23 protein-coding genes are annotated in these 26,044 nt (G+C 72.7%); 11 read left to right on the top strand and 12 right to left on the bottom strand.

The annotated features are described in order from the left end of the window. Positions 1-54 precede the first annotated feature (54 nt). On the bottom strand, positions 55-1,845 hold the full coding sequence (locus WHN02_RS00435; protein WP_434741566.1) for a SpoIIE family protein phosphatase: 1,791 nt from the start codon (positions 1,843-1,845) through the stop codon (positions 55-57). Positions 1,846-2,109: 264 nt separating this feature from the next. Here WHN02_RS00435 and WHN02_RS00440 point away from each other — a divergent pair, with 264 nt between their 5' ends. After that, a complete protein-coding gene (locus WHN02_RS00440) occupies positions 2,110-3,162 on the top strand; it encodes a glycoside hydrolase family 6 protein (protein ID WP_434741567.1) in 1,053 nt (350 codons plus the stop codon). Between the two features lie 14 nt (positions 3,163-3,176). Here WHN02_RS00440 and WHN02_RS00445 read toward each other — a convergent pair whose 3' ends face one another. Then, positions 3,177-5,492, bottom strand: coding sequence for a bifunctional polysaccharide deacetylase/glycosyltransferase family 2 protein (locus WHN02_RS00445; RefSeq protein ID WP_434741568.1), 2,316 nt, complete (start codon positions 5,490-5,492; stop codon positions 3,177-3,179). Here WHN02_RS00445 and WHN02_RS00450 point away from each other — a divergent pair. From WHN02_RS00450 to WHN02_RS00470, 5 genes are all read left to right on the top strand, one after another. Beyond that, a complete protein-coding gene (locus WHN02_RS00450; protein WP_434741569.1) occupies positions 5,484-5,900 on the top strand; it encodes a GTPase in 417 nt (138 codons plus the stop codon). The two genes, WHN02_RS00445 and WHN02_RS00450, sit on opposite strands and share 9 nt — an antisense overlap. 255 nt (positions 5,901-6,155) lie before the next feature. After that, on the top strand, positions 6,156-8,228 hold the full coding sequence (pta, locus tag WHN02_RS00455; protein WP_434741570.1) for a phosphate acetyltransferase: 2,073 nt from the start codon (positions 6,156-6,158) through the stop codon (positions 8,226-8,228). Continuing rightward, positions 8,225-9,340 (top strand): acetate/propionate family kinase, encoded by a 1,116-nt coding sequence (locus WHN02_RS00460; protein ID WP_434741571.1) that lies wholly within the window; start codon positions 8,225-8,227, stop codon positions 9,338-9,340. Before pta ends, WHN02_RS00460 begins: the two co-directional genes overlap by 4 nt. A gap of 104 nt (positions 9,341-9,444) precedes the next feature. Next, positions 9,445-10,374, top strand: a complete 930-nt coding sequence (locus WHN02_RS00465) for an alpha/beta hydrolase family protein (RefSeq protein ID WP_434741572.1) — start codon at positions 9,445-9,447, stop codon at positions 10,372-10,374. A gap of 112 nt (positions 10,375-10,486) precedes the next feature. Next, positions 10,487-11,455 carry an alpha/beta hydrolase family protein gene (locus WHN02_RS00470; protein WP_434741573.1) on the top strand — a complete coding sequence of 323 codons (969 nt, stop codon included), beginning with the start codon at positions 10,487-10,489 and terminating at the stop codon, positions 11,453-11,455. Positions 11,456-11,474: 19 nt separating this feature from the next. Here the strand turns inward: WHN02_RS00470 and WHN02_RS00475 are convergent, their stop codons facing one another. The 3 genes from WHN02_RS00475 to WHN02_RS00485 form a co-directional block, all read right to left on the bottom strand. Continuing rightward, positions 11,475-12,428, bottom strand: a complete 954-nt coding sequence (locus tag WHN02_RS00475; RefSeq protein WP_434741574.1) for a zinc-binding dehydrogenase — start codon at positions 12,426-12,428, stop codon at positions 11,475-11,477. A gap of 79 nt (positions 12,429-12,507) precedes the next feature. After that, positions 12,508-13,686 (bottom strand): NAD(P)-dependent malic enzyme, encoded by a 1,179-nt coding sequence (locus WHN02_RS00480; RefSeq protein ID WP_434741575.1) that lies wholly within the window; start codon positions 13,684-13,686, stop codon positions 12,508-12,510. 142 nt (positions 13,687-13,828) lie between these two features. Then, positions 13,829-14,176, bottom strand: coding sequence for a S24 family peptidase (locus WHN02_RS00485; protein WP_434741576.1), 348 nt, complete (start codon positions 14,174-14,176; stop codon positions 13,829-13,831). Positions 14,177-14,261: 85 nt separating this feature from the next. Here WHN02_RS00485 and sodN point away from each other — a divergent pair, with 85 nt between their 5' ends. Both sodN and WHN02_RS00495 read left to right on the top strand, forming a co-directional pair. Continuing rightward, a complete protein-coding gene (sodN, locus tag WHN02_RS00490) occupies positions 14,262-14,666 on the top strand; it encodes a superoxide dismutase, Ni (RefSeq protein ID WP_350896379.1) in 405 nt (134 codons plus the stop codon). A gap of 401 nt (positions 14,667-15,067) precedes the next feature. Beyond that, positions 15,068-15,472, top strand: a complete 405-nt coding sequence (locus WHN02_RS00495; protein WP_350896380.1) for an ATP-binding protein — start codon at positions 15,068-15,070, stop codon at positions 15,470-15,472. Positions 15,473-15,491: 19 nt separating this feature from the next. Here the strand turns inward: WHN02_RS00495 and WHN02_RS00500 are convergent, their stop codons facing one another. Next, positions 15,492-15,887, bottom strand: coding sequence for a hypothetical protein (locus WHN02_RS00500; protein ID WP_434741577.1), 396 nt, complete (start codon positions 15,885-15,887; stop codon positions 15,492-15,494). A gap of 43 nt (positions 15,888-15,930) precedes the next feature. Here WHN02_RS00500 and WHN02_RS00505 point away from each other — a divergent pair, with 43 nt between their 5' ends. Then, positions 15,931-16,917 (top strand): diacylglycerol/lipid kinase family protein, encoded by a 987-nt coding sequence (locus WHN02_RS00505; protein WP_434741578.1) that lies wholly within the window; start codon positions 15,931-15,933, stop codon positions 16,915-16,917. Positions 16,918-17,361: 444 nt separating this feature from the next. After that, positions 17,362-17,619, top strand: a complete 258-nt coding sequence (locus tag WHN02_RS00510) for a WhiB family transcriptional regulator (protein WP_007072794.1) — start codon at positions 17,362-17,364, stop codon at positions 17,617-17,619. A 177-nt stretch (positions 17,620-17,796) separates the two neighbouring features. Here the strand turns inward: WHN02_RS00510 and WHN02_RS00515 are convergent, their stop codons facing one another. Genes WHN02_RS00515 through WHN02_RS00530 form a run of 4 tightly spaced genes read right to left on the bottom strand, consistent with a single transcriptional unit; the run spans position 17,797 to position 21,159 of the window. Beyond that, a complete protein-coding gene (locus WHN02_RS00515; protein WP_434741579.1) occupies positions 17,797-18,546 on the bottom strand; it encodes a sirohydrochlorin chelatase in 750 nt (249 codons plus the stop codon). Next, positions 18,528-19,292, bottom strand: coding sequence for a phosphoadenylyl-sulfate reductase (locus WHN02_RS00520; RefSeq protein ID WP_434741580.1), 765 nt, complete (start codon positions 19,290-19,292; stop codon positions 18,528-18,530). Before WHN02_RS00520 ends, WHN02_RS00515 begins: the two co-directional genes overlap by 19 nt. Continuing rightward, positions 19,289-19,450 carry a hypothetical protein gene (locus WHN02_RS00525; protein ID WP_434741581.1) on the bottom strand — a complete coding sequence of 54 codons (162 nt, stop codon included), beginning with the start codon at positions 19,448-19,450 and terminating at the stop codon, positions 19,289-19,291. Before WHN02_RS00525 ends, WHN02_RS00520 begins: the two co-directional genes overlap by 4 nt. Further along, positions 19,447-21,159, bottom strand: a complete 1,713-nt coding sequence (locus tag WHN02_RS00530; RefSeq protein WP_434741582.1) for a nitrite/sulfite reductase — start codon at positions 21,157-21,159, stop codon at positions 19,447-19,449. The genes WHN02_RS00525 and WHN02_RS00530 overlap by 4 nt, the downstream gene beginning before the upstream one ends. A gap of 612 nt (positions 21,160-21,771) precedes the next feature. Between WHN02_RS00530 and WHN02_RS00535 the strand changes: the two genes are divergently transcribed. Beyond that, a complete protein-coding gene (locus WHN02_RS00535; RefSeq protein WP_434744110.1) occupies positions 21,772-23,235 on the top strand; it encodes a glycosyltransferase family 39 protein in 1,464 nt (487 codons plus the stop codon). A gap of 35 nt (positions 23,236-23,270) precedes the next feature. Here the strand turns inward: WHN02_RS00535 and WHN02_RS00540 are convergent, their stop codons facing one another. Further along, positions 23,271-24,782: a sensor histidine kinase gene (locus WHN02_RS00540; RefSeq protein WP_434741583.1), complete on the bottom strand. Its 1,512-nt coding sequence runs from the start codon at positions 24,780-24,782 to the stop codon at positions 23,271-23,273. A gap of 23 nt (positions 24,783-24,805) precedes the next feature. After that, a complete protein-coding gene (locus WHN02_RS00545; protein WP_434744111.1) occupies positions 24,806-25,837 on the bottom strand; it encodes an SIS domain-containing protein in 1,032 nt (343 codons plus the stop codon). Positions 25,838-26,044: the final 207 nt, after the last annotated feature.

Raw genomic sequence — 26,044 nt, forward strand, 5'->3', positions numbered from 1 at the left:
TGTCGGTGTCACCGGGACAGCGGGATCGCCTGATCGGTGTGGTGCCGTTCGTCGTCACTCCGGCACCCGGAGGGCCAGCAGAGCGATGTCGTCCTCGTGGTCGGGGGCGGGGACCGTGGCCAGCACGGTGTCGACCAGTTCGTCGACGGGGGCGGTGGCGTGGGCGGACAGCACGGCGTGCAGCTGGGCGTTCACTGCATCGTGGCACAGATCGCGACGTTCGAGGAGTCCGTCGGTGTGCAGCAGGAGCGTGGCGCCGGGTCGCAGGGTGGTCTGCCGGGTGGTCCGGTGGGCGCGGAGGGTGGCACCGAGCAGGACGTCCCGGCCGTGGAGGGTCGCGACGGCCCCGTCGGGCTGGATGACGAGCGGGGGCGGGTGCCCGGCGTTGGACCAGCTCATCTCGACGACGTCGCCCTGGGTGCGGGTGACGTGCGCGACGACGGCGGTGGCGATGCTGCGTACGTCCAGCGCCATGTTGGCCGCGTCGAGGCGGCGCAGCAGCGCCGAGGGGGGCTCGTGCCGGTCGACCAGGTAGCCGCGCAGCATCGACCGCAGCTGTCCCATCTGCGCGGCGGCGTGCAGGTCGTGGCCGGTGACGTCCCCGATGACCAGGCTCAACGACCGGTCTCCGGTGGCCACCGCGTCGTACCAGTCACCACCGACCTGGTCCAGGCTGTGGGCGGGTCGGTACCGGGCGGTGACGTGCAGGTGCTCGACGGTGGCCAACGGCGTGAGCATCGCCTGTTGCAGGGTCGCGGCGGCTTGGACCCGATCGGTGAGGTGCCGGGCGCGCTGCACCGCCTGGGCCACGTAGCCGGCGACCCCCACGACGACCGGCTGTTCCTCGGCGGGGACCGGATAGGGCTGGGCCCACGCGATGTTCAAGGTTCCGAGCGTCTTGCCCGGTCCGCGCAGCGGAACGAACCCCACCGCCTGCCACCCGGTGGCCTCCACCACCGCGTCGAGGTACGGGTACGCCGCCACCTGCTCCGCCGGGTTCTGGAGGAACAACGGCCGGCCGGTGCGGAGCACGTCGGCGGAGGGGGTCTTGTCGTCGACGTGGAACCTGTCGAGCACCGGCCCGGACAGGTCGTCGTCGACGCCGTACACCTGGATCCAGCCCCCGGGCTCCAGCAGGGCGAGGCTCACGTGGACTGCCTGGAACTCCCCGCACATCAGCCGGTGGGCCGCCGCGATGACGTCGGTCATGGTGACCGTGCCGGTGAACTCGTGGCTCGCCGCGAGGAGCAGCTGGCTGCGTCGCAGCGCCAGGTCGAGTCGACCCGCCAACTCCTGGGCGGCGGCCTGCGCCTGGTGCTGGCCCAGCAGCGCCTTCTGGGCGACGGTCGCGGCGATCCGCAGTTGCAGACTGGCCGAGCAGACCATGGCCAGGTCCGCCAGCATCGACAGCTCGTCGGCGGTCCACTCCCGAGGACTGTCGTCGATGACACAGAGCGAGCCCAGGACCTGCCCGGCCTCGTCGGTCAACGGCATCCCCGCGTACGCCACCACCCGCAGGTCCTCGATCGCCGGGTTGTCGCACACCCGCTCGTCGGCGCGGGCGTCCGTGACGACCAGCGGCTCGCCGGAGGTGACCACCCGTTGACAGAACGAATGCGTCAGCGGCGTCTGGCGACGCTCCTGCCACGGCTCGGCGAGCCCCACCGCACCGGGGAAGAACTGCCTGTCCACGCCGACCAGGGACACCAACGCCACCGGTGCCGCGAGGACCCGCGCCACCAGACCTGCGAAACGGTCGAAGGCCGAGTCGGGCGACGAGTCCAGCCGCGTCGCGCCGAGCGCCGCCAACCGCCCGGCCTCACCCACATCGCCGCCCGCGACCACGTCACCTCCCCGCCGAACCACATCTCGTCGCCACTGCGAAGCCCGCCGTCACCCGGAACGCCCGTGGGAGCCACGACAACCGTGGCCTGCCGGCACCGATGGGGCCCGGACTCCACGGAGTCTACGGCTTACGGTCGGGAACGACCGTCGGCAGCGTCGTGCCGCCCGGCGGCGGCGCCTGGGCGTCTCGGACGGCGGCCACCAGGGCGGATTCCTCCGGCACGAGGCGTTCACCTGGGCAGGTTCAGCAGGTAGCGTGTCGCCGTGCCTCTGCCCCGCCGCTCCTCCCGCTCCACCCCGCCCGCCCGCAACGCCCTGTTGGTCGGGACCGCACTGACCGTACTCCTCGCCGGATGCGGTGCCGACGCGGCCGGGCAGACCACCGGGAACACCCCCGTCACCGCCCGCTCGACGGTCCCCCTGCCCCCGATCTACTACGTCGACCCGCGCGGCGCGGCGGCCTGGCAGGTCACCGAGTGGGAGCGGGACGGGCGCGGCGACGACGCGGCCGCGTTGCGGAAGATCAGCACCCGGCCGACCGCCCGGTGGCTGGTCGGGAACTCCGACGCGGTCACCGACGAGGTGTCGCGCTTCCTGGCCGGGGCGAGTCGCGCCGGGCAGACGCCGGTGCTCGTCACCCACAACCTGCCGCAGCGCGACTGTGGTCGGCAGGGCTACGGGGGTGCCGAGTCGGCCGGGGCGTACCAGGACTGGATCCGCAGACTCGCCGGTGGGGTGAAGGGACGGCCGGTCACGGTGATCCTGGAGCCGGGGGCGATCCCGGACGCCGTCGACAGGTGCGTCGACGACGTCGACGGTCGGCTGGCCCTGCTGCGCGACGCCGTCGAGGTGCTCAAGAGCACCGGCAGCGCCCGCGTCTACCTGGACGCCGGGCACCCGGCCTGGGTCAGGGACGGTGCCCAGTTGGCCTCGGCCCTGCGCGGCGCCGGCATCGCCGAGGCCGACGGGTTCGCCCTCAACGTCGCCAACTTCGTCGGTACGCCGGAGAACGTGACCTACGGCCACCGGATCTCCGACGCGTTGGGCGGATCCGTCCCGTTCGTGATCGACACCAGCCGCAACGGCAAGGGGCCGCACCCGCGCAAGACGGTCCGAGACGCACCGAGTTGGTGCAACCCGCCGGGGCGGGCGCTCGGCGCGGAGCCCACCACCGACACCGGACTGGACCGGGTCGACGCCCTGCTCTGGATCAAGTACCCGGGTGAGTCCGACGGTGCGTGCCGCCCCGGTGAGCCGGAGATCGGCGCGTGGTGGCCGGAGTACGCGCTCGGGCTCGCCGAGCGCGCCTCCGACTAGCCGGACGGGGCGGGTCAGCGCGGGGTCCGGCCGACCGGGAACCCGCCGGCCGGGATGGCCGAGCGGGGTGCCTGGGGTTGCGGGCCGGGGGTGCCGCCGGACATCCCGCTCCCCTGTAGGCCGGTGCGCTTGAGCTTCTGCCAGCCCAGCCGCCCGCCGGTGAGCGCGGTGACCACCGACTGGAGCAGCACCAGGTACATCAACTGACGGTAGACGAACTGCTGCAACGGCAGGACCCACAGGACGCCGAGCTTCTCCTTGTCGAGGCGGAACGCCACGATCGCGGTGAGGAACTGCAACCCGAGCATGGCCAGCCAGGCCAGTGCCGTCGCGGTCCGGTCCAGGAAGACCAGGCCGTAGATGGCGAGCAGGTCGATGACCGGGGCGGCCAGCGGGAGCATGACCCCGAACACCGTCAGGAAGGTCAGGCAGCGGCGGCTGAACCGGCCGGAGGAGCCCTTGTCGAGCACCGAACGCCGGTGCTTCCACATGGCCTGCATGGTGCCGTAGCTCCACCGGTAACGCTGCTTCCACAACTGTCCGAGGCTGGTCGGGGCCTCGGTCCAGGCGCGGGCGCCCTCCTCGTACACCACCTTCCAGCCGGCCCGGCCGAGGGCCATCGTGACGTCGGTGTCCTCGGCCAGCGTCTCGTCCGTCATCCCCCCGGCGTACTCCAGGGCCTCCCGGCGGAAGGCCCCGATCGCTCCCGGGATGGTGGGCATGCAGCGCAGCGTCTCGTAGAGGCGGCGGTCGAGGTTGAAGCCGATGACGTACTCGATGTGCTGCCACTTGGCGATCATGCTGCGCCGGTTGCCGACCTTGACGTTGCCGGCGACCGCACCCACCTGGGGGTCGCCGAAGGGCTGGACCAGGCGGCGGACCGCGTCGGGTTCGAAGACGGTGTCCCCGTCGACCATGACGATCAGGTCGTGCCGGGCCAGTGCCACCCCGGTGTTGAGCGCGCTCGGTTTGCCGCCGTTGGGTTTGCGGACCACCCGGACGTTGGGCAGGCCGAGTCCGGCGGCGATGTCGGCGGTGCCGTCGTTGGACCCGTCGTCGACCACCACCACCTCGATGCCGCCCGGATGGTCACCGAGGGCCAGGGAGCGGACCGCTGCCGCGATCCCCTCCTTCTCGTTGTACGCGGGCACGATCACCGACACCGGCTCGGTGACCGGCGGCCCCCAGGCGAAGTCGCTGCGACGGCGTCTGCGGGCGTGCCGCAGCGCCAGGACGAACAGCAGGACGGTACGGCCGATGGTGAGCACCCCGACGAGGATGAAGAGCACACCGAACACGACGAAGGTCCAGTCGGCGGCCCGCACCGCCATGATCAGCATCTGGCCGCGCCACCGCTCCCCGGCGGTCGCCTCGACCGGGCCGGCGGTGGGACCGTTCACCCCGGCCTCGGCCAGTGCCCGGTTCAGCCCCTCGCTGACCGTGGTGAAGGTGTATCCCCGTTCCTTCATCAGCGGGATGTACCGGTCCAGTGCCTCGACGGTCTGGGACCGGTCACCCCCGGAGTCGTGCCAGAGGGTGACCGCCCCGGCGAAGCCCGGGGGGATGGTCCGCTCGATCATGCCCTCGGGGCCCTGCCGCTCCCAGTCCCGGCTGTCCAGGTCGTTGACGACGGTCAGGTACCCCAGCTCCCCGGCCTGTTGCAGCAGCGGCCAGTCCTGGTTGACCACGGCGTCGGGCCGGGAGGAGTAGGGGAAGCGCAGCAGGTTGGTCCGGACCCCGGTGGCCCCGGCGATGGCGAGCTGGGTCTGGGTGTACTCCATCCGCCGCTGCCACTCGGGGATCTGGGTGAGGTGGGGGTGGGTGAAGGTGTGCACACCGAGTTCGTGCCCGTTCTCGGCCAGGTCCCGGACCATGCCGGGGTTGCGGACCACCTGGTTGCCGAGGACGAAGAAGGTCCCGGGCACCTGGTGCTTGTCCAGCACCCGCATCACCTCGGGGGTCCACCGCTCGTCGGGGCCGTCGTCGAAGGTGAGCACGACCGTCCGGGCCGGCAGCCGGTACGACTGGGGGCGGTCGGCGGTGGTGTTGATGATCGGCCCCCCGTCCAGGATCACGTCGGGGACCTCGTCCTGGCCGCTGCCGAAGGTGTTCTCCGCCCGGTAGTCGGGGATGAACGATCCGTTGGCGTACGCCTGGACGAAGAGGATGCCGCCGAGGAGGACGAAGACCATCGCGTAGACCGTCCAGCTGGGACGGGGGACGTACCGCCGGGCGCGGGCCGCCGCGCTGGGCCGGGCGTGCTGGCGTACGCGGTCGGTCGGGATGGAGGGCTGCTGTCCCGGGCGACCGGGCGGGTGGGGATGGTTCATCAGGGGGCGGGTGCCTCACTCGGTGTGGTCGGCGGCGGCGAGGGCGACGGCGAGGCCGTCGGGGAGGCCGGCGACGGGGTCGCCGACGGGGACCCGGTGCGGGGAGGGGTACGCGACGGCGTACCGCTCGGTCGCCCGCTGGTCGGCGGCACGGTGCGGGAGGGGGTCGGGGAGGGGGCGGCCGACGTGGCGCTGGTGGAGGGCGCGGCCGGTGGGGTGGTGGAGGAGGGGGCGACCGGTTGCAGGGGTGGCGTGACCCGGGTGGGTGACGGGGAGGGCGAGGGGGTGGGGCTGGCCGATGGGGCGGGCGGCGGCTTCCACTCCTCCTCGGCGGGCTCGACGAACGGGATGATCGTCTCGGGGCGGACGGGTCCACCGGCGAAGCTGACGCCGACCATCGCGGTGTAGGCCACCCCCGCCAGGCCCAGGAAGTAGGCGGTCCGGCGCAGCCACCGACGTCGACGTCCACTGGGATCGACGAAGACGGGGGGCGGCTCCGGTGCGACAGGAATGATCTCTGTTGGTCCCTCCACCTGGGCGAGTGTAAACGTGAGCAACATTCACGTTGCCCCACTGTGTCCCGTCTGACATGGGAAAACGGTCGTAACCCACCCAGAGTTGGTTGTCACGCAGCAACCAAAAGGACCTAGTAGGTTTGGCCGGGTGGCCCGCAGCGTCTACCTCACCAGCGTCGGTTCCGGCGGAGGCAAGTCGACTATCGCCCTCGGTCTCGCCGAGCTGCTCTCCCGCCAGGTCGAGCGGATCGGCGTGTTCAGACCGCTGGTCTCCGACACCCGCCCGGACCCCATCCTGACCCTGCTCAGCGAGCGTTACCGGGTGGACGTTACCGCCACCGACCCGACCGGGACCACCTATGCCGAGGCGACAGCCCTGGTAGCGGACGGTCGGCGGGAAGAATTGATCTCCCGGATCGTCGCGCGCTACCGATCGGTCGAGCGGCAGTCGCCGGCCGTCGTGGTGGTGGGTAGCGACTTCGCCGACGCCGGTGACGGCAGCGCTCCCCGCGAACTGGCCTTCAACGCCCGCCTCGCCACCGAGTTCGGCAGCGTGGTGGTCCCCGTCGTCGACGGGTACGGCCAGTCCCCCGAGGCGATCGCGGCGGCGGCCCGAGGGGCGTACCACGACCTGGTCGACCTCGGCGCGACGGTCCTGGCGGTCGTGGCGAACCGGGTGCCCGAGCCGATGACCATGCCCGACCTGCCGGTGCCCGCGTACGCGATCCCCGAGGTCCCGGCCGTGTCCGCGCCGACGGTGGCCGAGGTCGCCGCCGCGCTCGACGCCACCCTGCTCGCCGGGGACGACGCCGCCCTCGGCCGGGACGTCCTCGACTACGTCGTCGGGGCCGCCCACGTACCGACCCTCCTGCAACACCTCACCGACGGCTGCCTGGTCATCACCCCCGGCGACCGGGACGACCTGCTGGTGGCGGCGAGCGCGGCCCACGTGGCGGGTCAGGTCTCGGTGGCCGGGCTGGTGCTCACCCTCGGCGAACAGCCCGACCCCCGGGCGATGCGGCTGTTCCAGGGGCTGAACACCGGTCTCGCGGTGCTCGGGGTGACCAGCGACAGCTACGACACGGTGGCCGCGTCCAGCCGGATCGAGGGACGCCCCACCACCGCCAACCCCCGCAAGGTGGAGGCGGCGCTCGGCGCGTTCGAGGCCAACGTCGACACCGACGAACTGGCCCGGCGACTCGCCGTCACCCGGTCCGCCCGGGTCACCCCGCTGATGTTCGAGTACGACCTGATCGACCGGGCCCGCGCCCGCCGTCGCCACCTGGTCCTGCCGGAGGGGACCGACGAGCGGATCCTGCGGGCGGCCGAGATCCTGCTGCGCCGGGGCGTGGCCGACCTGACCCTGCTCGGCCGCCCCGACGACGTGGCCCGGCGGACCAGGGAACTGGGCGTCGACATCGGGGCGGCGGCCGTCGTCGACCCGGTGACCGACCCCCGACGGGACGAGTTCGCCGAGGCGTACGCGCAGCTGCGGGCCCACCGGGGGGTCACCGTGGACCTGGCCCTCGACGTGGTCGCCCGACCGAACTACTTCGGCACGATGATGGTGCAGTCCGGGTACGCCGACGGGATGGTCTCCGGGGCCACCCACACCACAGCCGCCACCATCCGCCCGGCGTTCGAGATCATCCGTACGGTGCCGGGGTTGTCCGTCGCCTCCAGCGTCTTCTTCATGCTCCTCGCCGACCGGGTCCTGGTCTACGGCGACTGCGCGGTCAACCCCGACCCGGACGCCGCCCAGCTCGCCGACATCGCCATCTCCTCCGCCGACACCGCCGCCCGGTTCGGCATCGAACCCCGGGTGGCGATGCTGTCGTACTCCACCGGAAGCTCGGGGGCCGGTGCCGACGTGGAGAAGGTCGCGGAGGCCACCGCCCTGGTCCGCGAACGCCGACCGGAGCTGCTGGTCGAGGGGCCGATCCAGTACGACGCCGCGATCGACCCGCAGGTGGCGAGGACGAAACTGCCCGACAGCACTGTCGCCGGCCGGGCCACGGTCTTCGTCTTCCCGGACCTCAACACCGGCAACAACACCTACAAGGCGGTGCAGCGCTCCGCCCGGGCGGTCGCCGTCGGACCCGTCATGCAGGGCCTCAACCGCCCGGTCAACGACCTGTCCCGGGGCGCGACGGTGCCCGACATCGTCAACACCGTGGCGATCACCGCCATCCAGGCCGCCAACGGGGAGGCGTCGTCGTGAGCCGGGTGCTCGTACTCAACTGCGGATCGTCGTCGGTCAAGTACCGCCTGTACGACGGGGTCACCGTCGTCGACCGGGGCACCGTCGAACGGGTCGGCGAGACCGGTGGCGGGCCCGCCGACCACGCCACAGCCGTCCGGGAGATCCTCGCCGGGCTGGACCTGACCGGTCTGACCGCCGTGGGACACCGGGTGGTGCACGGCGGGCGGCGGTTCAGCGAACCCGTCCTCGTCGACGACGAGGTGCTGGCCGGGATCGCGGAACTGGTGCCGCTCGCCCCGCTGCACAACCCGGCCAACCTGGCCGGGATCGCCGAGGCCCGCCGGGTGCTGCCCGACGTCGCACAGGTGGCGGTCTTCGACACCGCGTTCCACCACACCCTGCCCGACGCCGCCGCGACGTACGCCATCGACCGGGAGGTCGCCGAGCGGTACGGCATCCGCCGGTACGGCTTCCACGGCACCTCGCACGCGTACGTCTCCCGGCGCACCGCCGAACTGCTCGACCGCCCGTACGCGGAGCTGAACACGATCACCCTGCACCTGGGCAACGGGGCGAGCGCCTGCGCTGTCGCCGGGGGACGCAGCGTCGCCACCTCGATGGGGATGTCCCCGCTGGAGGGGCTGGTGATGGGGACCCGCAGCGGTGACCTCGATCCGGCGATCGTGTTCCACCTGCGCCGCGAGGCCGGGATGGGGGTCGACGAGATCGACGACCTGCTCAACCACCGTAGCGGGCTGTCGGGGCTGGCCGGGGCGAACGACATGCGGGAGATCCTGGCCCGCCGCGCGGCGGGCGACCCGGCCGCCACCGGCGCCTTCGACGTGTACTGCCGGCGGATCACCGGCTACGTGGGGGCGTACTACGCCCTGCTGGGGAGGGTCGACGCGGTCACCTTCACCGCCGGGGTGGGCGAGCACGCCGCGCCGGTCCGCGCCGCCGCCCTGGCCGGGTTGGGCCGCCTCGGCATCGTGGTCGACCCGGAGCGCAACGCCGGGACCGGGGACCGGCTGATCAGCCCGCCCGGTGCCGAGGTGGCGGTCTGCGTCGTCGGCACCGACGAGGAGTTGGAGATCGCCCTCCAGGCTCGGGCGGTCGTCGCCGACGGGTGAGGTCGGGCGGTGTCCGTACCGGTGGGCGATTCCGGCCGGGCGGATGATCGGAGCCGGACCGGAAGGTGGGAACGCACGGGGTCTCCCGGCCCTACCGTGAAGCCATGGGGGCCAAGCGGCTGATCGCCGTGGTACTGCTGTCGGCACTGGTGAGCGGCTGTGGCGCGGCCACCGTCACACCGGGGGACGGCCCTGCGCCGATCCGGGCACCCGGGAGGGCGTACGCCGTCGGCGTGCGGACGCTCACCCTCGATCCCGGGTCGGCCCGCCCCCTGCCGGTGACCGTCTGGTTCCCCGCCGAGGGGACCGGGGTGGCCGACGGGCGGTTCCCGGTGGTCCTCTACAGCCACGGGCTGCGCAGCCTGCCGGAGCTGCACGCCGCGCTGACCACCAGGTGGGCCGCCGCCGGTTTCGTCGTCGCCGCCCCCACCTACCCGCACACCAACCGGCACGCCGCGCGGTTCTCCCGGGAGGACGTCCGTCACCAGCCGGCCGACGGGTGGCGGGTGATCCGCCACCTGGTCCGGTTGGACGCCCGCCGGGACGACCCCCTCGCCGGGCACCTGGACGTCCGCCGGGTCGCCGCCGCCGGGCACTCGGCCGGCGGTTTCACCACAGCCGGCATGTTCAGCGCCGGACACCACCCCCGGCTGCGCTCCGGCATCGTCATCGCCGGAGGTGCCCGGGTCGGCGGCTTCACCGGCCCGGACCGGCCGACGCTCTTCGTCCACGGCTCCGCCGACCCGATCGTCACGGCCTCCGTCGGTCGCGCCGCCTACCAGCGAGTACGCGGCCCGTCGGCGTTCCTCAGCCTGCTCGGTCAGGGGCACGGCGAGTACCTCACCCCGGGGCGTCCCGGGTTCTCCCAGGTGCTGGCGACCACCACCGACTTCCTCCGGTGGACGCTGTACGGGGACACCGCGGCGGGTCGACGGATCCCCGGTGACGCCCGGCTCCCCGGCGTCACCGCCTTCGACGACCGCCTGGACCTTCCCGTCGCGCCCCCTGCGTCCCCGGGCCTGACCCCGTCCTGACACCGGGCCACTCCTCGGGCCGGGGCGCGGCGGCGACCCACAGCGGATCCGACGGTGACCCGGTGTCGAAGCCGGGCAGGAGGCCCGGTCGACGTCGTGCACAATCGGACTCATGTTCCGTCGTCGTGCCCTCGCCCTGGTCACCACCGCCGTCCTCACCGCCACGGCGGCGGGCTGCTCGACGGAGGACCCACCCGCCGCACCCACCGAGGCGGCCCCTCCGCCCACCTCGGCCGCCGCCCCGACCCCGCAGGTCTCCCCCACCACCGCCCCCACCCGCAGCCACGCGGTCGGGGTACGCCGACTCGACCTGAGCCGGGGCGAGGACCGGCCCCTGCCGACCACCGTCTGGTACCCGGCCCGGGGTGAGCGCGGCGGCGAGCCGGAGCGGGGTGCACCGGTCGCGAGGGGGAGGTTCCCGGTGGTCGTGTTCAGCCACGGGCTGGGTGGTCGGTCAGACGACTACTCCGGGCTGGTCAGCCGCTGGGCCGAGGCCGGTTTCGTGGTCGCCGCCCCCACCTTCCCCCGCACCTCCTCCGACGGCGACGGCAACGTCCTCGACGTGCTCAACCAGCCCGCCGACGTGTCGTACGTCCTCGACGAGGTGCTGGCGCTCGACGACACCGACGGCGACCCGCTGCGCGGCCGGCTGGACACCGGCCGGGTGGCCGCGGCCGGGCACTCCGCCGGTGGGGTGACCACCATCGGGCTCTTCACCACCCGCCGGGACGACCGGCTCGACGCCGGGGTGGTCTTCGCCGGGACCGCGATCGGGTTCGGGACCGCCTTCGCCGGGTCCGCCGCCCCGCAGCTGTTCGTCCACGGCGAGCTCGACGACGTCGTCAAGTACACGGCGGGCAAGGCCGTCTACGACAAGGTGCCGTGGCCGAAGGCGATGCTGAGCCTGCCCGAGGGGGACCACGGACGGCGGCTGCTCTCCAACGACGCGACCCTGGGTGTGGTCTCCGGCACCACCGTGGAGTTCCTCCGCTGGTCGCTGTACGGCGACCCGGCCGCCCGCGAGCGGATGACCGACGGGGCCACACGGGACGGCCTGGCCACCTTCGACGACCAGCTGTAGGGGAAGGCGGGGCGGACGGTCAGGCGGTGTGGTCGAGGACGATCTTGCCGAAGACCTTCCCGGTGTGCATCCGGGCGAACGCCTCCTCGATCCGGTCGAACGGCAGCACGCTGTCCACCACCGGGCGCACCCCCCGGTCGGCACAGAACGCCAGCAGGTCACGCAGGTCGTCGGGGGTCCCCATGGAGGTGCCCAGGATCTCCAGCTGCATGGCGAAGACCCGGCGCAGGTCGATCGTCGGGAGGTGACCGCTGGTGGCCCCGGAGACCACGATGCGGGCCATCGGGGCCGCCGCCTTCAGGGAGTGGTCGAAGGTGGCCGCCCCCACCGTCTCGATCACCACGTCGACCCGCTCCGGTAGCCGGGCACCGGGCTGCACCGCTGTCGCGCCCGACTCGGCGATCCGGTCCCGTTTGGCGGCGTCGCGGCTGGTCGCGTACACCCGCTTGCCCATGGCGACGCAGAGCGCGACGGCGGCGGTGGCCACCCCACCGCCCGCCCCCTGGACCAGGACCGCGTCGGCCTCGTCCACCCGACCCTTGGTGGTGAGCATCCGCCAGGCGGTCAGCCAGGCCGTGGGCAGGCACGCCGCGTCGGTCGCCGACACCCCGGCCGGCAGTGCCAGCAGGTTCGACCGGGGTACGGCGACCCGCTCGGCGAAGGTGCCGGGGAAGTTCTCGGACAGGATCGACACGCCCCGAGGGTCACCCGGGTCCACGATCACCGGGTAGAGCACCACGGCGTCACCGTCCGGGTCGGTGCCGACGGCGTCGCACCCGAGGATCATCGGAAGCCGGTCGGCGGGCAGCCCGACCCCCCGCAACGACCAGATGTCGTGGTGGTTCAGCGAGCTGGCGGTGACCTGGACGGTGACCCAGTCGTCGTCCGGGTGGACCGGCTCGGGCCGCTCCCCGACGGTCAGGGCGGCGAGTGGGTCGTCGGCGTCGATCCGGGCGGCGAAGGCGGCACGCATGATCCGGACCGTAACAAGGATGACCGCCGATCAGAAGGCCCCTTCCCGTCGTCGACGACGGGAAGGGGCCGCCGTCACCTCAGGCGCGGGCGACGCCGTCGCGACGGGCCGCCTCGGCCACCGCCTCGGCCACCGCAGGTGCCACCCGGGGGTCCAGCGGGGACGGGACGATCGCGTCAGCGCTCAGCTCGCCGTCGACCACCGCGGCGATGGCGTCGGCGGCGGCGACCTTCATGTTGTCGGTGATCCGGGTGGCCCGGGCGGTCAACGCGCCCCGGAAGACGCCCGGGAAGGCGAGCACGTTGTTGATCTGGTTGGGGTGGTCACTGCGGCCGGTGGCCACGACCGAGACGTGCCGGGCGGCCACCGCCGGGTCGACCTCGGGGGTCGGGTTGGCCAGGGCGAAGACGATCCCGCCCGGGGCCATCCCGGCCACCGCCGCCTCCGGGATGCTTCCGCCGGAGACTCCGACCAGGACGTCGGCCTCCCGCAGGGCCTCGGTGATCTCCCCGGTACGACCGTCGGCATTGGTGGTCTCGGCCAGGTCTGCCTTGGCGCCGGTGAGGCCGTCGCGGTGCCGGCCGATGATGCCCCGCGAGTCGCAGACCACCACCCGCTTCGGGTCGACTCCCCCGGCCACCAGCATCCGGGTGACCGCCACACCGGCGGCACCGGCCCCGCTGACCGCCACCCGCAGGTCGCCGAGTTTGCGGTCGAGGAGGGTGGCGGCGTTGCGCAGGGCGGCCAGGACGACGATCGCGGTGCCGTGCTGGTCGTCGTGGAAGACCGGAATGGACAGCGCCTCGTCGAGGCGGCGTTCGATCTCGAAGCAGCGCGGGGCGCTGATGTCCTCCAGGTTGATCCCGCCGAACGAGGGGGCCAGCGCGACGACGGTGGCGATGATCTCTTCGGTGTCCTGGGTGTCCAGACAGATCGGAACCGCGTCCACTCCACCGAACTGTTTGAACAGCACCGCCTTGCCCTCCATCACCGGCAGGGCGGCGCGGGGGCCGATGTTGCCCAGACCGAGCACGGCGGAGCCGTCGGTCACCACGGCGACGGCGTTCGACACCCAGGTGTAGTCGTTGACGAGGGCGGGGTCGGCGGCGATCGCCTCGCAGACCCGGGCGACCCCGGGGGTGTACGCGAGGGACAGGTCGTCCCGGCTGGCCAGGGGAACCGTCGAGGCGACGGCGAGCTTGCCGCCGACGTGCCGGCGGAAGACGGGATCAGCGGGGTCCACGGTGGACGTAGGCATGGTGACTCCAGGATCTGTCGAGCAGATTTGAGGCGGCCGGCGCGGGCACGAGGTGAGGCGACGAGCGGCGGCGCGCGGTGCGGGGGTCACCCGGACACCTGCCGAGCATAGTGTGGGCGGCGCGCACGGGTTGTGAGTAGGGTCATACCGGCGGTGCGGGGATCCGCCCCGGACGCGGCCAGTACCGCAACAGCACCCGCCCCTGGACGTCGGCGACCCCGTAGGTGCGCGAGTCGTCGGTGGCGAACTCGTTGTCACCGCGTATCCACCACCCGCCGTCCTGGGCCCGCACCGCGCGCTTGACGACGAGCAGTCCCGGCCGGGCGCGGAAGACCGCCACCACGACGTCACCGGGGCGGACCGGTCGGCCGCCCCGACGTACCAGGACGGCGTCCCCGTGCCGCAGCGTCGGAGACATCGACGGCCCGGTGACCAGTACGGGCACCAACGGGCCGGTCAGGTGGGGGGTGGAGTCCCCGTCGACCTGCATGCGGGTTTCACCTCCAGCCCGCTGGGGAGCATCTCCAGGAGTAATGTCGGCTTGGATCATCGCAAACGCCCCATGGAGGAACCCGATGCGACTTCCGCGCGTCCTTGCGCCCCGCGTGACCGCCAGCGCCCACTGCGACCTGCCGTGCGGCGTGTACGACCCGGCGCAGGCCCGGATCGAGGCCGAGTCGGTCAAGGCGATCTGTGAGAAGTACCAGTCCAACACCGACCCCGAGTTCCGTACCCGCGCCATCCTGATCAAGGAGCAGCGGGCGGACCTGGTCAAGCACCACCTGTGGGTGCTGTGGACCGACTACTTCAAGCCGGCCCACTTCGAGAAGTACCCGCACCTGCACCAGCTGTTCAACGAGGCCACCAAGCTGGCCGGTGCGGCCGGCGCGAAGGGCGGGACCGACCCGTCCAAGGCCGACGAGCTCCTGACGAAGATCGACGAGATCTCGAAGATCTTCTGGGAGACCAAGCAGGCCTGATCCGGTCAGTCCCGGCTTGCACGATCCGGCCGGCGCCGTCGAACCCGACGGCGCCGGCCGTCGCTTTTCGACGGCATCGACAAATGCCACTTCCATTCCCCTCGACCGGATCGACGGTTGCAACTTCCACAGACGACTGCCGATCGCCTTTCGTCATGACGAATTGACAACTCACCACTACTCTCCGTCATGAAATTGTGGCGCGAACCGGTCACGGTCCGTCATCACGAGGCGCGAGGCGGGCGTGACTCTCAGTGAGGAGGCGAATCCGGGTGTTCCCGGCGACCGGATCATGTGACGCCCGGCGGCGACGGCGGCTCCGCATCGTTACGAACGGGTGGTGACCGCCGCCACGCGATGTGGTCGCCGACCGGGTAGAGTCCCCGACCGGGGGGATGAGGGTGACTCAACTGACCGGGCAGGCGACGACCGACGACATCGTGCACCTCACAGTGCCGGCGGACGTCGGCTATCTCGGGGTGCTGCGGACCGCGACGGCCGGACTGGCCGCCCGGTTGCAGTTCGCCCTCGACGAGATCGAGGACCTACGTATCGCAGTGGACGAGGCGTGCGCCATGCTGCTGGCGATCGCCACCCGCGACGCCGAGCTGGAGTGCCGGTTCACAGTCACCGACGACGCACTGACCGTGCAGGTCACCGTGCCGACGGTGCACGGGGCCACGCTGCCGTCGGAGTCCTCGTTCGCGTGGAAGGTGCTCACCGCGCTCACCACCGGGGCCGCCGCCGAGGCGGTCGGCGACCAGGCCACGATCTCCCTGCTCACCCGGCGCGGAGCCGGGTACTGAACCCCGGGGCCGACCTGACCTAGTCGCGCTCGAAGCCGAGTGCGCGGTTGGTGGGAGTGCTCACCAGCAGCCCGCAGACCCCCAGGCCGAGGGCGATCAGCGGCACGCCCAGCCAGCCCATCCCGCCCAGGATCATGTACCACCCGACCGGCAGCAGCATCAGCTCCAGCACGATCGCCGGGGCGCGGGCCGCCGCCCGCCGGTCGGCCAACGCCCGACCCAGCGCCCAGAGGGCGATCGCCCCGCCGATCGCGAAGGCCGTCACCAGCAGCGCCGTGGCCAGGTCGGTGGTGGGTGCGGTGAGGTCGGCCCAGACCAACCAGGCGGCGACCAGACCGAGGGCGGCGGCCTCCCCGTAGAGCAGCCGCGACGCCCAGCGCAGGGTGGCGGGCACCTGGTGCGAGTCGATGGTCACTCGGGCCACATTACCCAAAGGTCATCCCGGTAAAGTGCCGCCCATGCGGGCCGTCCTGGTGGTCAATCCGAAGGCCACCACCACCACCGAACGCAGCCGGGACGTGCTGGTCCGAGCGTTGCGCAGCGAGGTCGACCTGTCGGTGCGGTACACCCGTCGGCGTGGACACGCGGCGGAGATCGCCCGGGAGGCGGCCGACGAGAAGGTCGCCGTCGTCGTCACCCTGGGCGGGGACGGCACCGTCAACGAGGTGGTGAACGGCCTGATGGCCGCGAAGGCCGCCGCCGCGCCGGACGGGACCCCGCCCGGTGCCGGGAGGGCCGACACACCCGGCGGGTCACCCGCCGACCGGCTCCCCGCGCTGGCCACCGTTCCGGGCGGCTCGACGAACGTCTTCGCCCGCGCCCTCGGCCTGCCCCGGGACTGGCCGGAGAGCACGAGCATGATCCTGGAGGGGCTCCGGATCGGGCGGAGCCGGACGATCGGCCTGGGCCGCGCCGACGACCGCTACTTCACCTTCTGCGCCGGGTTCGGGTTCGACGCCGCCGTGATCCACCGGGTCGAGCAGGCCCGCCGCAAGGGACGGGTCTCCACTCCGGGCCTCTACCTGCGGTCGATGATCCAGCAGTACGTGATGGGTGCGGAGCGTCGCGCCCCGGCCATCAGCGTGGAGCGGCCGGGCGAGGAGGCCGAGACGGACCTCGCCACCGTCATCGTGCAGAACACCGCCCCGTGGACCTACGTCGGGGACCGGGAGGTCAACGCGAACCCGGAGGCGTCCTTCGACAGGGGGCTGGACCTGTTGGCCCTTCGTCGCCTCCGGGTGGCCGGTACGACACGAACGGTGACGCAGTTCCTCGCTCAGAACCCCGATCCACACGGTCGACAGGTGCTGCGGCTGCACAATCAGGAGGAGTTCACCCTGCTCTCGGCGCGTCCGCAGGCGTTTCAGCTCGATGGGGACTACCTTGGCGAGCGGGAGAAAGTTAGATTCACATCCGTTCCCTCCGCACTGAGAGTAATCTGTTGAGTCTCGGGGTACTGCCCTAGATCGACGCGGTCACTCACCGCAGCGACGCGGTGGCCGCCACCCGAGAAGGCAGGTACCGGAAATGTCAACCAAGTCACGAAGTTCGTACTATATTGACCAGAGGCTGTTACACGCCGGGTGACGAGGCCCCCCGCAAACCCGGACAAATAGGTCGTGAGCTTGCTCACCGCTCGGAGTTTTTCCGAGCGTCACCCTTGACATCGTGTGAGTTCGTGAAAGTATTCACAAGCGAACTTGAGTAACCGGGAGCGCGGCCGGACAGACTCGGATCTTCGAGTCCGTCTCGCAGCTCACGGCGACCGACAGGCTTGCTCACGCAATGCCGAATTGAAAGACGCGAACCGTCACTTTCGGCACTGCGGATGCATAAGAAAAAGCAAAAGCGTCATCTGCCACCCACCCAGAACGAGGAGTGTTGCCGCCATGGACTGGCGTCACCATGCTGTCTGCCGCGACGAGGACCCGGAGCTGTTCTTCCCGATCGGGACGTCTGGGCCGGCCCTCCTGCAGGTCGAGCAGGCCAAGGCCGTCTGCAGGCGCTGCTCCGTGACCGACCAGTGCCTGCAGTGGGCGCTGGAGTCCGGTCAGGACGCTGGCGTCTGGGGCGGAATGAGCGAGGAGGAGCGCCGCGCGGTCAAGCGTCGCGGTGGCCTCCGGGTGTTGCGCGCTCACTCCGCCTGATCCCCACCCAGAACTACCGCACCCCGGTCGGGTTCCCCGACCGGGGTGTTCTGCGTCCGCCACCGCCCCACTCCCCCTCCGACCCGCTGCCCCGGCGTCGACGACACCGCGAACGTCGCCGGCGCACCGGCACGGGAGTCGTTACCCGGTCCGACCGGGAAGTGATCATGAAATGGGTCACTCCGGGGTCGAGTCGATCCGCCGCAGCACCAGGTCGACCAGTTCCGGTACGTCGGTGAGCGGGGCCGCCACGGTCACCACCCCGGCGGCATCGGCCGCGGCCGTGACCGCGTCGTGGAAGTAGCCCGGGGCGAGGAAGTACGCCGACACCGCCACCCGACGCGCCCCCGCCGCCCGCAGCCGGGCCACCGCCCGCCCCACGTCCGGCGACCCCGCCGAGGCGTACGCGATCCGGCACGGTACGGCGTACCGGTCGGCCATCGCCGCCGCCACCCGACCCACCGACGCGCGGGCCGGGGCGTCCCGGGTCCCCGCCGCCGCCAACACCAACGCGTCGAAGTCGGCAGCCGGGGCGAGCCGACGGCCCAGGGCGTCCAGCAGCCCCGCGTCCACGGCACCGCAGGCCGGGCCGAGCACCTCGGTCACCCGCACCGTCAACGGGTCGGGGGCGTCACCGGCCGCCGCGACCGCCGCCGGGATGTCCACCCGACGGTGGTAGGCCGCGGTGAGCAGCAGCGGGACCAGGACCGCCCGACGGTGCCCGGCAGCGGCGAGATCCCGGAGCACCTCGGTCGGCCCCGGGTCGGTGTGGTCCAGCCAACTCGGCCGGACCGGGACGTCGGGACGTACCGCCGCGACCGCCCGGGCCAGCGCCCGGGTCGCCTCGGCCGCCCGGAGATCACGGCTGCCGTGCGCCACCAGGACGACCGGGTCCCGCCCGGTCGCGGTCAGACGTGCAGTCCGCACTCGGTCTTCTCGAACATCGCCCAGCGACCGGCGCGCGGATCCTCCCCCGCCTTCGTCCGACGGGTGCACGGCCAGCAGCCGATCGAGCCGTACCCACGACGGAACAGCTCGTTGACCGGGATGTCGTGCCGGGCGATGTAGGAGTCCACGTCGGCCTGGTTCCAGGCCGCGATCGGGTTCACCTTCACCCGACCCCGCCGGGGGTCGAAGGTGACGACAGGGGTGTTCGCCCGCGACGGGGACTCGTCCCGGCGCAGCCCGGCGGCCCAGGCGTCGTACCCGGTCAGGGCCCGCTCCAGGGGTTCCACCTTGCGCAACTGGCAGCACTCGTCCGGGGACCTGTTGAACAGTCGGGGACCGTACTCCCCGTCCTGCTGGCCGACGGTGAGCCGGGGCCGGATCGACCTGACGTTCACCGGCAGTCGGCGGGCCACCTCGTCGCGCACCCGCAGCGTCTCCGGGAAGTGCAGGCCGGTGTCGAGGAACACCACGTCCACCCCCGGCGCGACCCGGGAGACCAGATAAGCCAGGACCGCGTCGGCCATCGAACTGGTCACGCAGAACCGGTCACCGAAGGTCTCCGCCGCCCACCTGGCGATCTCCAGGGCGGGCGCACCCTCCAACTCCCGGCCGGCCGTCGTGGCCAGCTCGCGCAACTCCTCGGGGCTGCGCCGTCCCGGCTCGGACCGGACCGGACCGCCGACGCCGACCAGGCCGAGCCCGGCCACGCTCGCAAGCTCACTCATCGGGAGTCCACCCCCCGGGAGAGCAGGCCGACGAACTTCACCGAGAAGACCCGGACGCAGGCGTGGCACTCCCACGCGCCGTGCCCCTCCTCGCTCGGCCGCAGGTTCTCCTCCCCGCAGTACGGGCAGTACAGAGGTGCGGAACGGGCGTCGCTCATCTCAGCTCCTCCTCGTCGACCCTGATCACCCAGTTGGCGAACCTCTCCCCGGCCGTCCGGCTGGCGAGGTACCGACGGGCCAGCCGCTCCACGTACTCGGGAAGCTCGTCGGCGGTGGTCTTCAGGCCGCGCAGCTTGCGGCCGAAACCGGCGGTCTGCCCCTCGGCCATACCCAGGCCGCCCCCCAGGTGCACCTGGAAGCCCTCCACCTGCTGCCCGTCCGGGCCGACCACCAACTGCCCCTTGAGGCCGATGTCGGCGACCTGGGTCCGGGCGCACGCGTTCGGGCAGCCGTTGATGTGGATGGAGATGTCCGCGTCGAACTCGCGCAGCCGCTCCTCCAGCCGGGCCACCAGCTCCTCGCCCCGGGCCTTCGTCTCGACGATCGCGAGCTTGCAGTACTCGATGCCGGTGCAGGCCATGGTGCCGCGCCGCCAGGCCGACGGCCGGGCGTCCAGACCGATCCGACGCAGCGCCCCGACCAGCGACTCGGTCCGCTCCGGCGCGACGTCCAGCACCAGCAGTTTCTGGTACGGGGTGAGGCTGATCCGGTCGCTGCCGTGCTCGGCCACCACGTCGGCCAGCTCGGCGAGCTGGGTGCCGGAGACCCGCCCGACCACCGGGGCCGCCCCGACGTAGTTGCGCCCGTCCCGCTGCGGATGCACCCCGATGTGGTCGATCGGCTTCGACGGCAGCTGCGGGGCCGGGCCGTCGAGCAGGGTCCGGCCGAGGTACTCCTTCTCCAGCACCTCGCGGAACTTCTCCACGCCCCAGTCGGCGACCAGGAACTTCAGCCGGGCCCGGTGGCGCAGCCGACGGTAGCCGTAGTCCCGGAAGATCCCGACCACCCCGGCCCAGACGTCCGGAACCTCGTCCAACGGGACCCAGACCCCGAGCCGCTTGGCCAGCATCGGGTTGGTGGAGAGCCCACCACCGACCCAGACGTCGAAACCGGGGCCGTGCTCGGGGTGCTCGACGCCGAGGAAGGAGATGTCGTTGGCCTCGTACGGGGTGTCGACCAGCCACGAGATCGAGGACTTGAACTTGCGGGGGAGGTTCGAGTAGCGCTTGTCACCGACGTACCGGCGGACGATCTCGTCGATCGCCGGGGTCGGGTCGACCAGCTCCTCCTGCGCCACCCCGGCGACCGGGCTGCCCAGCACGATCCGGGGGCAGTCGCCGCACGCCTCGGTGGTCTGCAGGCCGACGGCCTCCAACCGCCGCCAGATCTCCGGCATGTCCTCGACCCGGATCCAGTGGTACTGGATGTTCTGCCGGTCGGTGATGTCGGCGGTGTCCCGGGCGAACTCGGTGGAGATCTCGGCCAGCACCCGCAGCTGGGCCACGCTGAGCTGCCCGCCGTCGACGCGGACCCGGAGCATGAAGAACTCGTCCTCCAGCTCGTGCGGCTCCAGGACCGCCGTACGGCCACCGTCGATGCCCGCCTTGCGCTGGGTGTAGAGGCCCCACCAGCGGAACCGCCCCCGCAGGTCGACCGGGTCGATGGAGGCGAAACCGCCGTGGGCGTAGATGTTCTCGATCCGGGCCCGGACGTTGAGCGGGTCGTCGTCCTTCTTGGTCCGCTCGTTGGGGTTGAGCGGCTCGCGGTGGCCGAGCGCCCACTGGCCCTCGCCTCGGGGTCGACGGGGGGCTCGGGCCCGGGGGGTGGCCGGCTCCTGGGACGAGGTAGGGGTGCTGCTGACCGCCATCGCGGCGTCCTCCGATGTCTGCTGTGCCTCAGGGTGCGAGTGCGGTAGCGACGGCCGGCCCGGCTAGGGGCGGGGGACGGCGGTGTCTTCGACGGCCGACGCGGGGGGGCTTGCCCGAGACAGAATGGGGTCGGGCGTCCTCAGATGGCCGGACAGAGCGCGCTGCAGACGTGCCCGTAGTCGACGTGGCGACGGGCCACGAAGAAGCGGACGACAGCGGCGGTCATGCCGACCATGCTGCCACAACCGCCCGGAGGCGGCCAACGGCTGCGTGCCACATCCCACATCACGGACGGGCGTGTGACCCGTACCCACCGCTGTCGTCGGGGCGTCTGCGCCCCGGTCGCGTACTCCGGTGACCGATGGTGGCTGGACCGGGCCGATCTCCGCCTGCCCGGCCCGCCGGTGTGCCAGGCTCGACCCGTGGGCGACGTGCCGCAGTCGAGCCGACGGCCCGATCGGTCGCCCACGACCGGGATCCGGTTCGGGTGGCTCTGGCCCACCCTGGTGACCCTCCTGGTCACCCTGACCGGGATCGATCAGGCCCAGTTGTGGCGGGACGAACTCGCCAGTTGGAGCGCCGCCACCCGGGGCCTCGACGGACTGGTCCGGATGGTCGGCACCATCGACGCCGTCACCGGCGCCTGGTACCTGCTCCTGCACTGGTGGGTGGCAGTGTTCGGCGACTCCGTCACCGCGCTGCGGCTCCCCGCGGCCCTGGCCCTGTCGGCGGCGGCCGGGCTGACCACGGTGCTCGGGGAGCGGCTGGTGGGCGCCCGGGCCGGACTGCTCGCCGGACTCCTCTTCGCGGTCCTGCCCGGCACCTCCCGGTACGGGCAGGAGGCCCGGCCGTACGCGCTGGCCACCCTGCTGGCCGTCCTCGCCACGGTGCTCCTGGTCGACGCGGTACGCCGGGGCGGGTGGGTCCGGTGGGTCGGGTACGCCGCCACCGTCGCCGCTCTGGGGCTCGCCCACCTGGTGGCGCTGATCCTGGTGGGGGCGCACGCGGTGGTCGTCCTCACCGAGGGGCCGTCCGGTGGTCGGGTCCGCCGGTTCGGTGCCTGGTCGGCGGCGCTGGTCCCGGCGGCCCTGCTGCTGACCCCCCTGGTCCTGGTGGCCCGGGAGCAACGGTCCCGGCAGCTCGACTGGGTCGACCCGGCCCGCCTGACCGACGTGACGGGGCTGCCCGGTGGGCTCGCCCAGAGCGCCACGGTCGGCGGTCTGGTGCTCGGCCTCGCCGCCCTCGGAGCGCTCCGGTACGGGCGACCCGCCCTGGTGCCCGGGGTCTGCCTGGCGCTGCCGGTCCTGCTGCTCCTCGCCGTCGGATCGGTGGTGCCGCTCTGGGTCCCCCGCTACCTCTTCTTCACGGTGCCGTTCGGGTGTCTGCTGGCCGGGGCCGCCCTGACCCTGACCCGGGCCGCGCGGGCCGACGCCGCCCCACCCCCGGTGACCACCGACTCCGACACCCCGGGGACCCGACCGGACCGGGGTACGCCACAGTCGGGTCGGCTCCGTCGGGTCTGGGTGCCGGTGCGCGGGGCGGGGCTGCCGGCCGGACTGGCGGTGGTGGCCCTGGTCGGGCTGATGGGCCTGCCCGACCAGGTCGCACTGCGTCGGACCCACGAGTGGCCGCGCAGCGCCGCGATCGACTACCGGGGTGCCGCCGAGGTGGTCGTCGCCGGTCGGCGTCCCGGCGACGCCGTCGTCTACGCGCCCCGCGACGGCTGGCTCTTCCTCGACCTCGGGATGGCGTACCACCTGGGCCGGAGTCGACCCCCGACCGGGCGGGCCGAGCCCGGTGACGCACCCGCCGGGCCGTCGCCGGCGGCCGACCAGCCGCGCGACGCGTTGCTGATCCGCGACCAGGCCGACCGGGGGGACCTGTGGGCCACCGAGTGCGCCCGGCCCGCCGAGTGCCTCGCCGGGGTCACCCGGGTCTGGCTGGTGGTGGCGGGCCGCCGCGACGACCCCCTGGCCGCCGTGCCGGGGGCGAAGGGGGACGCGCTACGCGCGGACTACACGGTGACCGGGGTCTGGCCGCGCGCCGGTCTGACGGTGGCGCTGCTGACCCGCTGACAGTCGCCCGACCCCGGTCGGGACGGGTCGAGCCGTCACCCCCGGGCCAGCGGGACGACCAGGACCGCCTCGGTGCCCGCCTCGGCCCCCGCCCGCAACTCGATGGTGCCCCGCAGCTCACCGGTGACCAGCGCCCGCACGATCTGGAGACCGAGCCGACCGGCCCGCTCCGGGTCGAAGTCGGTGGGCAGGCCGCGCCCGTTGTCGGCGACGGTGACGTGCAGTTTCTTGCGGGACCGCTGCACCGAGACGACCACCTCGGCGGGGGGCGCGTCCGGCTCCGACGGCGGGTTCGGGAAGCCGTGCTCGACAGCGTTGAGCAGCAGCTCGTTGAGGACCATCACCAGGGAGGTGGCGATCTCCGCCGGGAGGACCCCGAAGCTGCCGGAGCGGCGCATCCGGACCGCGACCTCGGTCGCTGCCACCTCGGTCGCGGCGCTGGCCACCCGGTCGACGATCCCGTCGAACTCGACCGCCTCGTCGTTGGACATGGAGAGGGTCTCGTGGACCAGGGCGATCGAGGCGACCCGACGGACCGACTCCTCCAGCGCCACCCGGGCCTCCGGCATGGCCACCCGACGCGCCTGCAACCGCAGCAGTGCGGCCACCGTCTGCAGGTTGTTCTTCACCCGGTGGTGGATCTCCCGGATGGTGGCGTCCTTGGTGATCAGCGCCCGGTCGCGGCGGCGTACCTCGGTGATGTCGCGGACCAGGACCAGGGCGCCGATCGGCACTCCGGCGGGCATCAGCGGCAGCGCCCGGGTGAGCATCGTCGCGCCCTTGGCCTCGATCTCCCGGCGGGGCGGTCCCTCGCCGCGCAGCGCGGCGAGGACCGCGTTGCCGGCGTCGGTGCCGTCCAGGGGGTCCCCGGCGAGTCTGCGGTGCAGGACCGCCAGGTCCTCCCCGACCAGCAGGGAGGCGTGTCCCAACCGCCGGTACGCCGACTGGGCGTTCGGGCTGGCATAGGTGACCTTGCCCCCGGCGTCCAGCCGGACCAGCCCGTCGCCCACCCGGGGGGCGGAGGTGGTCTCCCCGGGGTGCCGGGGTGGCGGGAAGGTCCCGTCGGAGATCATCTGCGCCAGGTCGTCGGCGGTGGTCAGGTAGTTCAGTTCGAGTTGGCTGGGGGTGCGGGCGGTGGACAGGTTGGTGTCCCGGCCGACCACCCCGATCACCTCACCGGCCTCCCCGTCGGTGGTACGCAGCCGGACCGGGATGGCCTCGTGCCGGGCCGGTACGTCGCCGTACCAGACCGGGTCGCCCTCCCGCCAGATCCGGCCCTGCCGGTGGGCGATCTCCAGGTGGGCCACCTCCGGCCCGCCGATGGTCCGGCCCACCTGGTCGTCCTGGTACGCCGTCGGGGCGGTGGTCGGTCGGACCTGGGCCACGCAGCAGAAGGTGCCGTCCTCGTCGGTCGGGACCCAGAGCAGGAGATCGGCGAAGGACAGGTCGGACAGGAGCTGCCACTCACCGGCGAGCCGGTGAAGGTGGTCGATGTCGGTGGGGCGGAGCCGGGTGTGCTCCTCGGCGAGATCGCGCAGCGTGGACACCACACCAGCCTGCCACGCCCCCGTCACATCGTCGCGGTGACCTTCTTCAACCCTCGGGGGGCGTCCGGGTCCTCGCCCCGGGCCAGGGCCAGGGCCAGGGCCAGACGCTGGAGCGGAAGGATGTCGAGCAGGGGGGCGTAGCGTTCGTCGACCTCGGGGACCGCCATCCGGGCGGAGGCCTCGACGTCGGCCGACCCGACGGCCACCACGTCGGCGCCACGCTCGCCGAGGCGGGGCAGCACCTCCCGCATGGACCCGCCGCCGGGACCGGAGCCGATCACGGCCAGCACCGGCACGTCCGGGTCGGTCATGGCCAGCGGTCCGTGCAGCAGGTCGGCACCGGAGAAGGCCAACGCCGGCAGGTAGGAGGTCTCCATCAGCTTGAGGGCGGCCTCCCGGGCGGTCGGGTACGCGTACCCCCGGCCGGTGGTGACGAGTCGGGCGGCGAACCGGTAGCGGGGGGCGAGCTGGGTGGGGGTGGAGTCGTCGAGGGTGCGGGCGGCCAGCTCCGGGAGCCCGTCGAGGGCGGCGCGCTCCTCGTCGGGCAGCACCCCGTCACCGGCGCGTACGCCCTCGACGAGCATCAGCAGGGCGAGCAGCTCGGCGGTGTAGGTCTTGGTGGCGGCGACGGCCCGCTCGTGCCCGGCGGCGATGTCGACGGAGAGTTCGGCGGCGGCGGCCAGCGGGGAGTCCGGCGCGTTGGTGACCGCGAGGGTGAGCGCCCCGGAGTCCCGGGCCACCCGCAGCACCTCGGTCAGGTCGGGTGACCCGCCGCTCTGGCTCACCCCGACGACCAGGGCGTCGGAGTAGTCCGGGCGGGCACCGAAGACCGTCAGGGCACTCGGCGAGGCCAGACCGGCGGGCAGGCCGAGACGGATCTCGGTCAGGTACGCCGCGTAGAGGGCGGCGTGGTCGGAGGTGCCCCGGGCGGTGAAGACCACGTGGCGGGGGCGACGTCGGGCGATCACGGCGGCGACCCGGGCGATCGGGTCGGCGTACTCGGGGGTGAGCAGCCGGGCGTATCCGGCCGGCTGCTCGGCGATGTCGGTGGCCATGCCGTTGCCTGCGCGCGTCACGGTGACTCCTCCCCGACGCGGTTGCGCCGCCTCCTGTGCCGTCTCGACGGGGTTCCCCGTCACCTCGACGGTCATGCGCGATCCCCGCGCATTTGCTGCTCAGTCTTGCACGAATGAGTCCGAGCCAGCAATGTAGTGAGCAGTAACGCGCAGGATGTCACAGGTCCGGCCGGACATCCCCTAGGC

It is taken from the genome of Micromonospora sp. SH-82 (assembly GCF_051132485.1).
In the GTDB taxonomy this organism is placed as follows: domain Bacteria; phylum Actinomycetota; class Actinomycetes; order Mycobacteriales; family Micromonosporaceae; genus Micromonospora.

Coding starts and splice junctions, on each gene's coding strand:
- WHN02_RS00525 (WP_434741581.1), bottom strand. CDS start 19,450: ATGAGCGACGCCCGTTCCGCACCTCTGTACTGCCCGTACTGCGGGGAG.
- WHN02_RS00470 (WP_434741573.1), top strand. CDS start 10,487: ATGTTCCGTCGTCGTGCCCTCGCCCTGGTCACCACCGCCGTCCTCACC.
- WHN02_RS00485 (WP_434741576.1), bottom strand. CDS start 14,176: ATGCAGGTCGACGGGGACTCCACCCCCCACCTGACCGGCCCGTTGGTG.
- sodN (WP_350896379.1), top strand. CDS start 14,262: ATGCGACTTCCGCGCGTCCTTGCGCCCCGCGTGACCGCCAGCGCCCAC.
- WHN02_RS00505 (WP_434741578.1), top strand. CDS start 15,931: ATGCGGGCCGTCCTGGTGGTCAATCCGAAGGCCACCACCACCACCGAA.
- WHN02_RS00545 (WP_434744111.1), bottom strand. CDS start 25,837: ATGGCCACCGACATCGCCGAGCAGCCGGCCGGATACGCCCGGCTGCTC.
- WHN02_RS00510 (WP_007072794.1), top strand. CDS start 17,362: ATGGACTGGCGTCACCATGCTGTCTGCCGCGACGAGGACCCGGAGCTG.
- WHN02_RS00535 (WP_434744110.1), top strand. CDS start 21,772: ATGGTCGGCACCATCGACGCCGTCACCGGCGCCTGGTACCTGCTCCTG.
- WHN02_RS00520 (WP_434741580.1), bottom strand. CDS start 19,292: ATGAGTGAGCTTGCGAGCGTGGCCGGGCTCGGCCTGGTCGGCGTCGGC.
- WHN02_RS00465 (WP_434741572.1), top strand. CDS start 9,445: ATGGGGGCCAAGCGGCTGATCGCCGTGGTACTGCTGTCGGCACTGGTG.
- WHN02_RS00530 (WP_434741582.1), bottom strand. CDS start 21,159: ATGGCGGTCAGCAGCACCCCTACCTCGTCCCAGGAGCCGGCCACCCCC.
- WHN02_RS00450 (WP_434741569.1), top strand. CDS start 5,484: ATGGTTCATCAGGGGGCGGGTGCCTCACTCGGTGTGGTCGGCGGCGGC.
- WHN02_RS00445 (WP_434741568.1), bottom strand. CDS start 5,492: ATGAACCATCCCCACCCGCCCGGTCGCCCGGGACAGCAGCCCTCCATC.
- WHN02_RS00480 (WP_434741575.1), bottom strand. CDS start 13,686: ATGCCTACGTCCACCGTGGACCCCGCTGATCCCGTCTTCCGCCGGCAC.
- WHN02_RS00475 (WP_434741574.1), bottom strand. CDS start 12,428: ATGCGTGCCGCCTTCGCCGCCCGGATCGACGCCGACGACCCACTCGCC.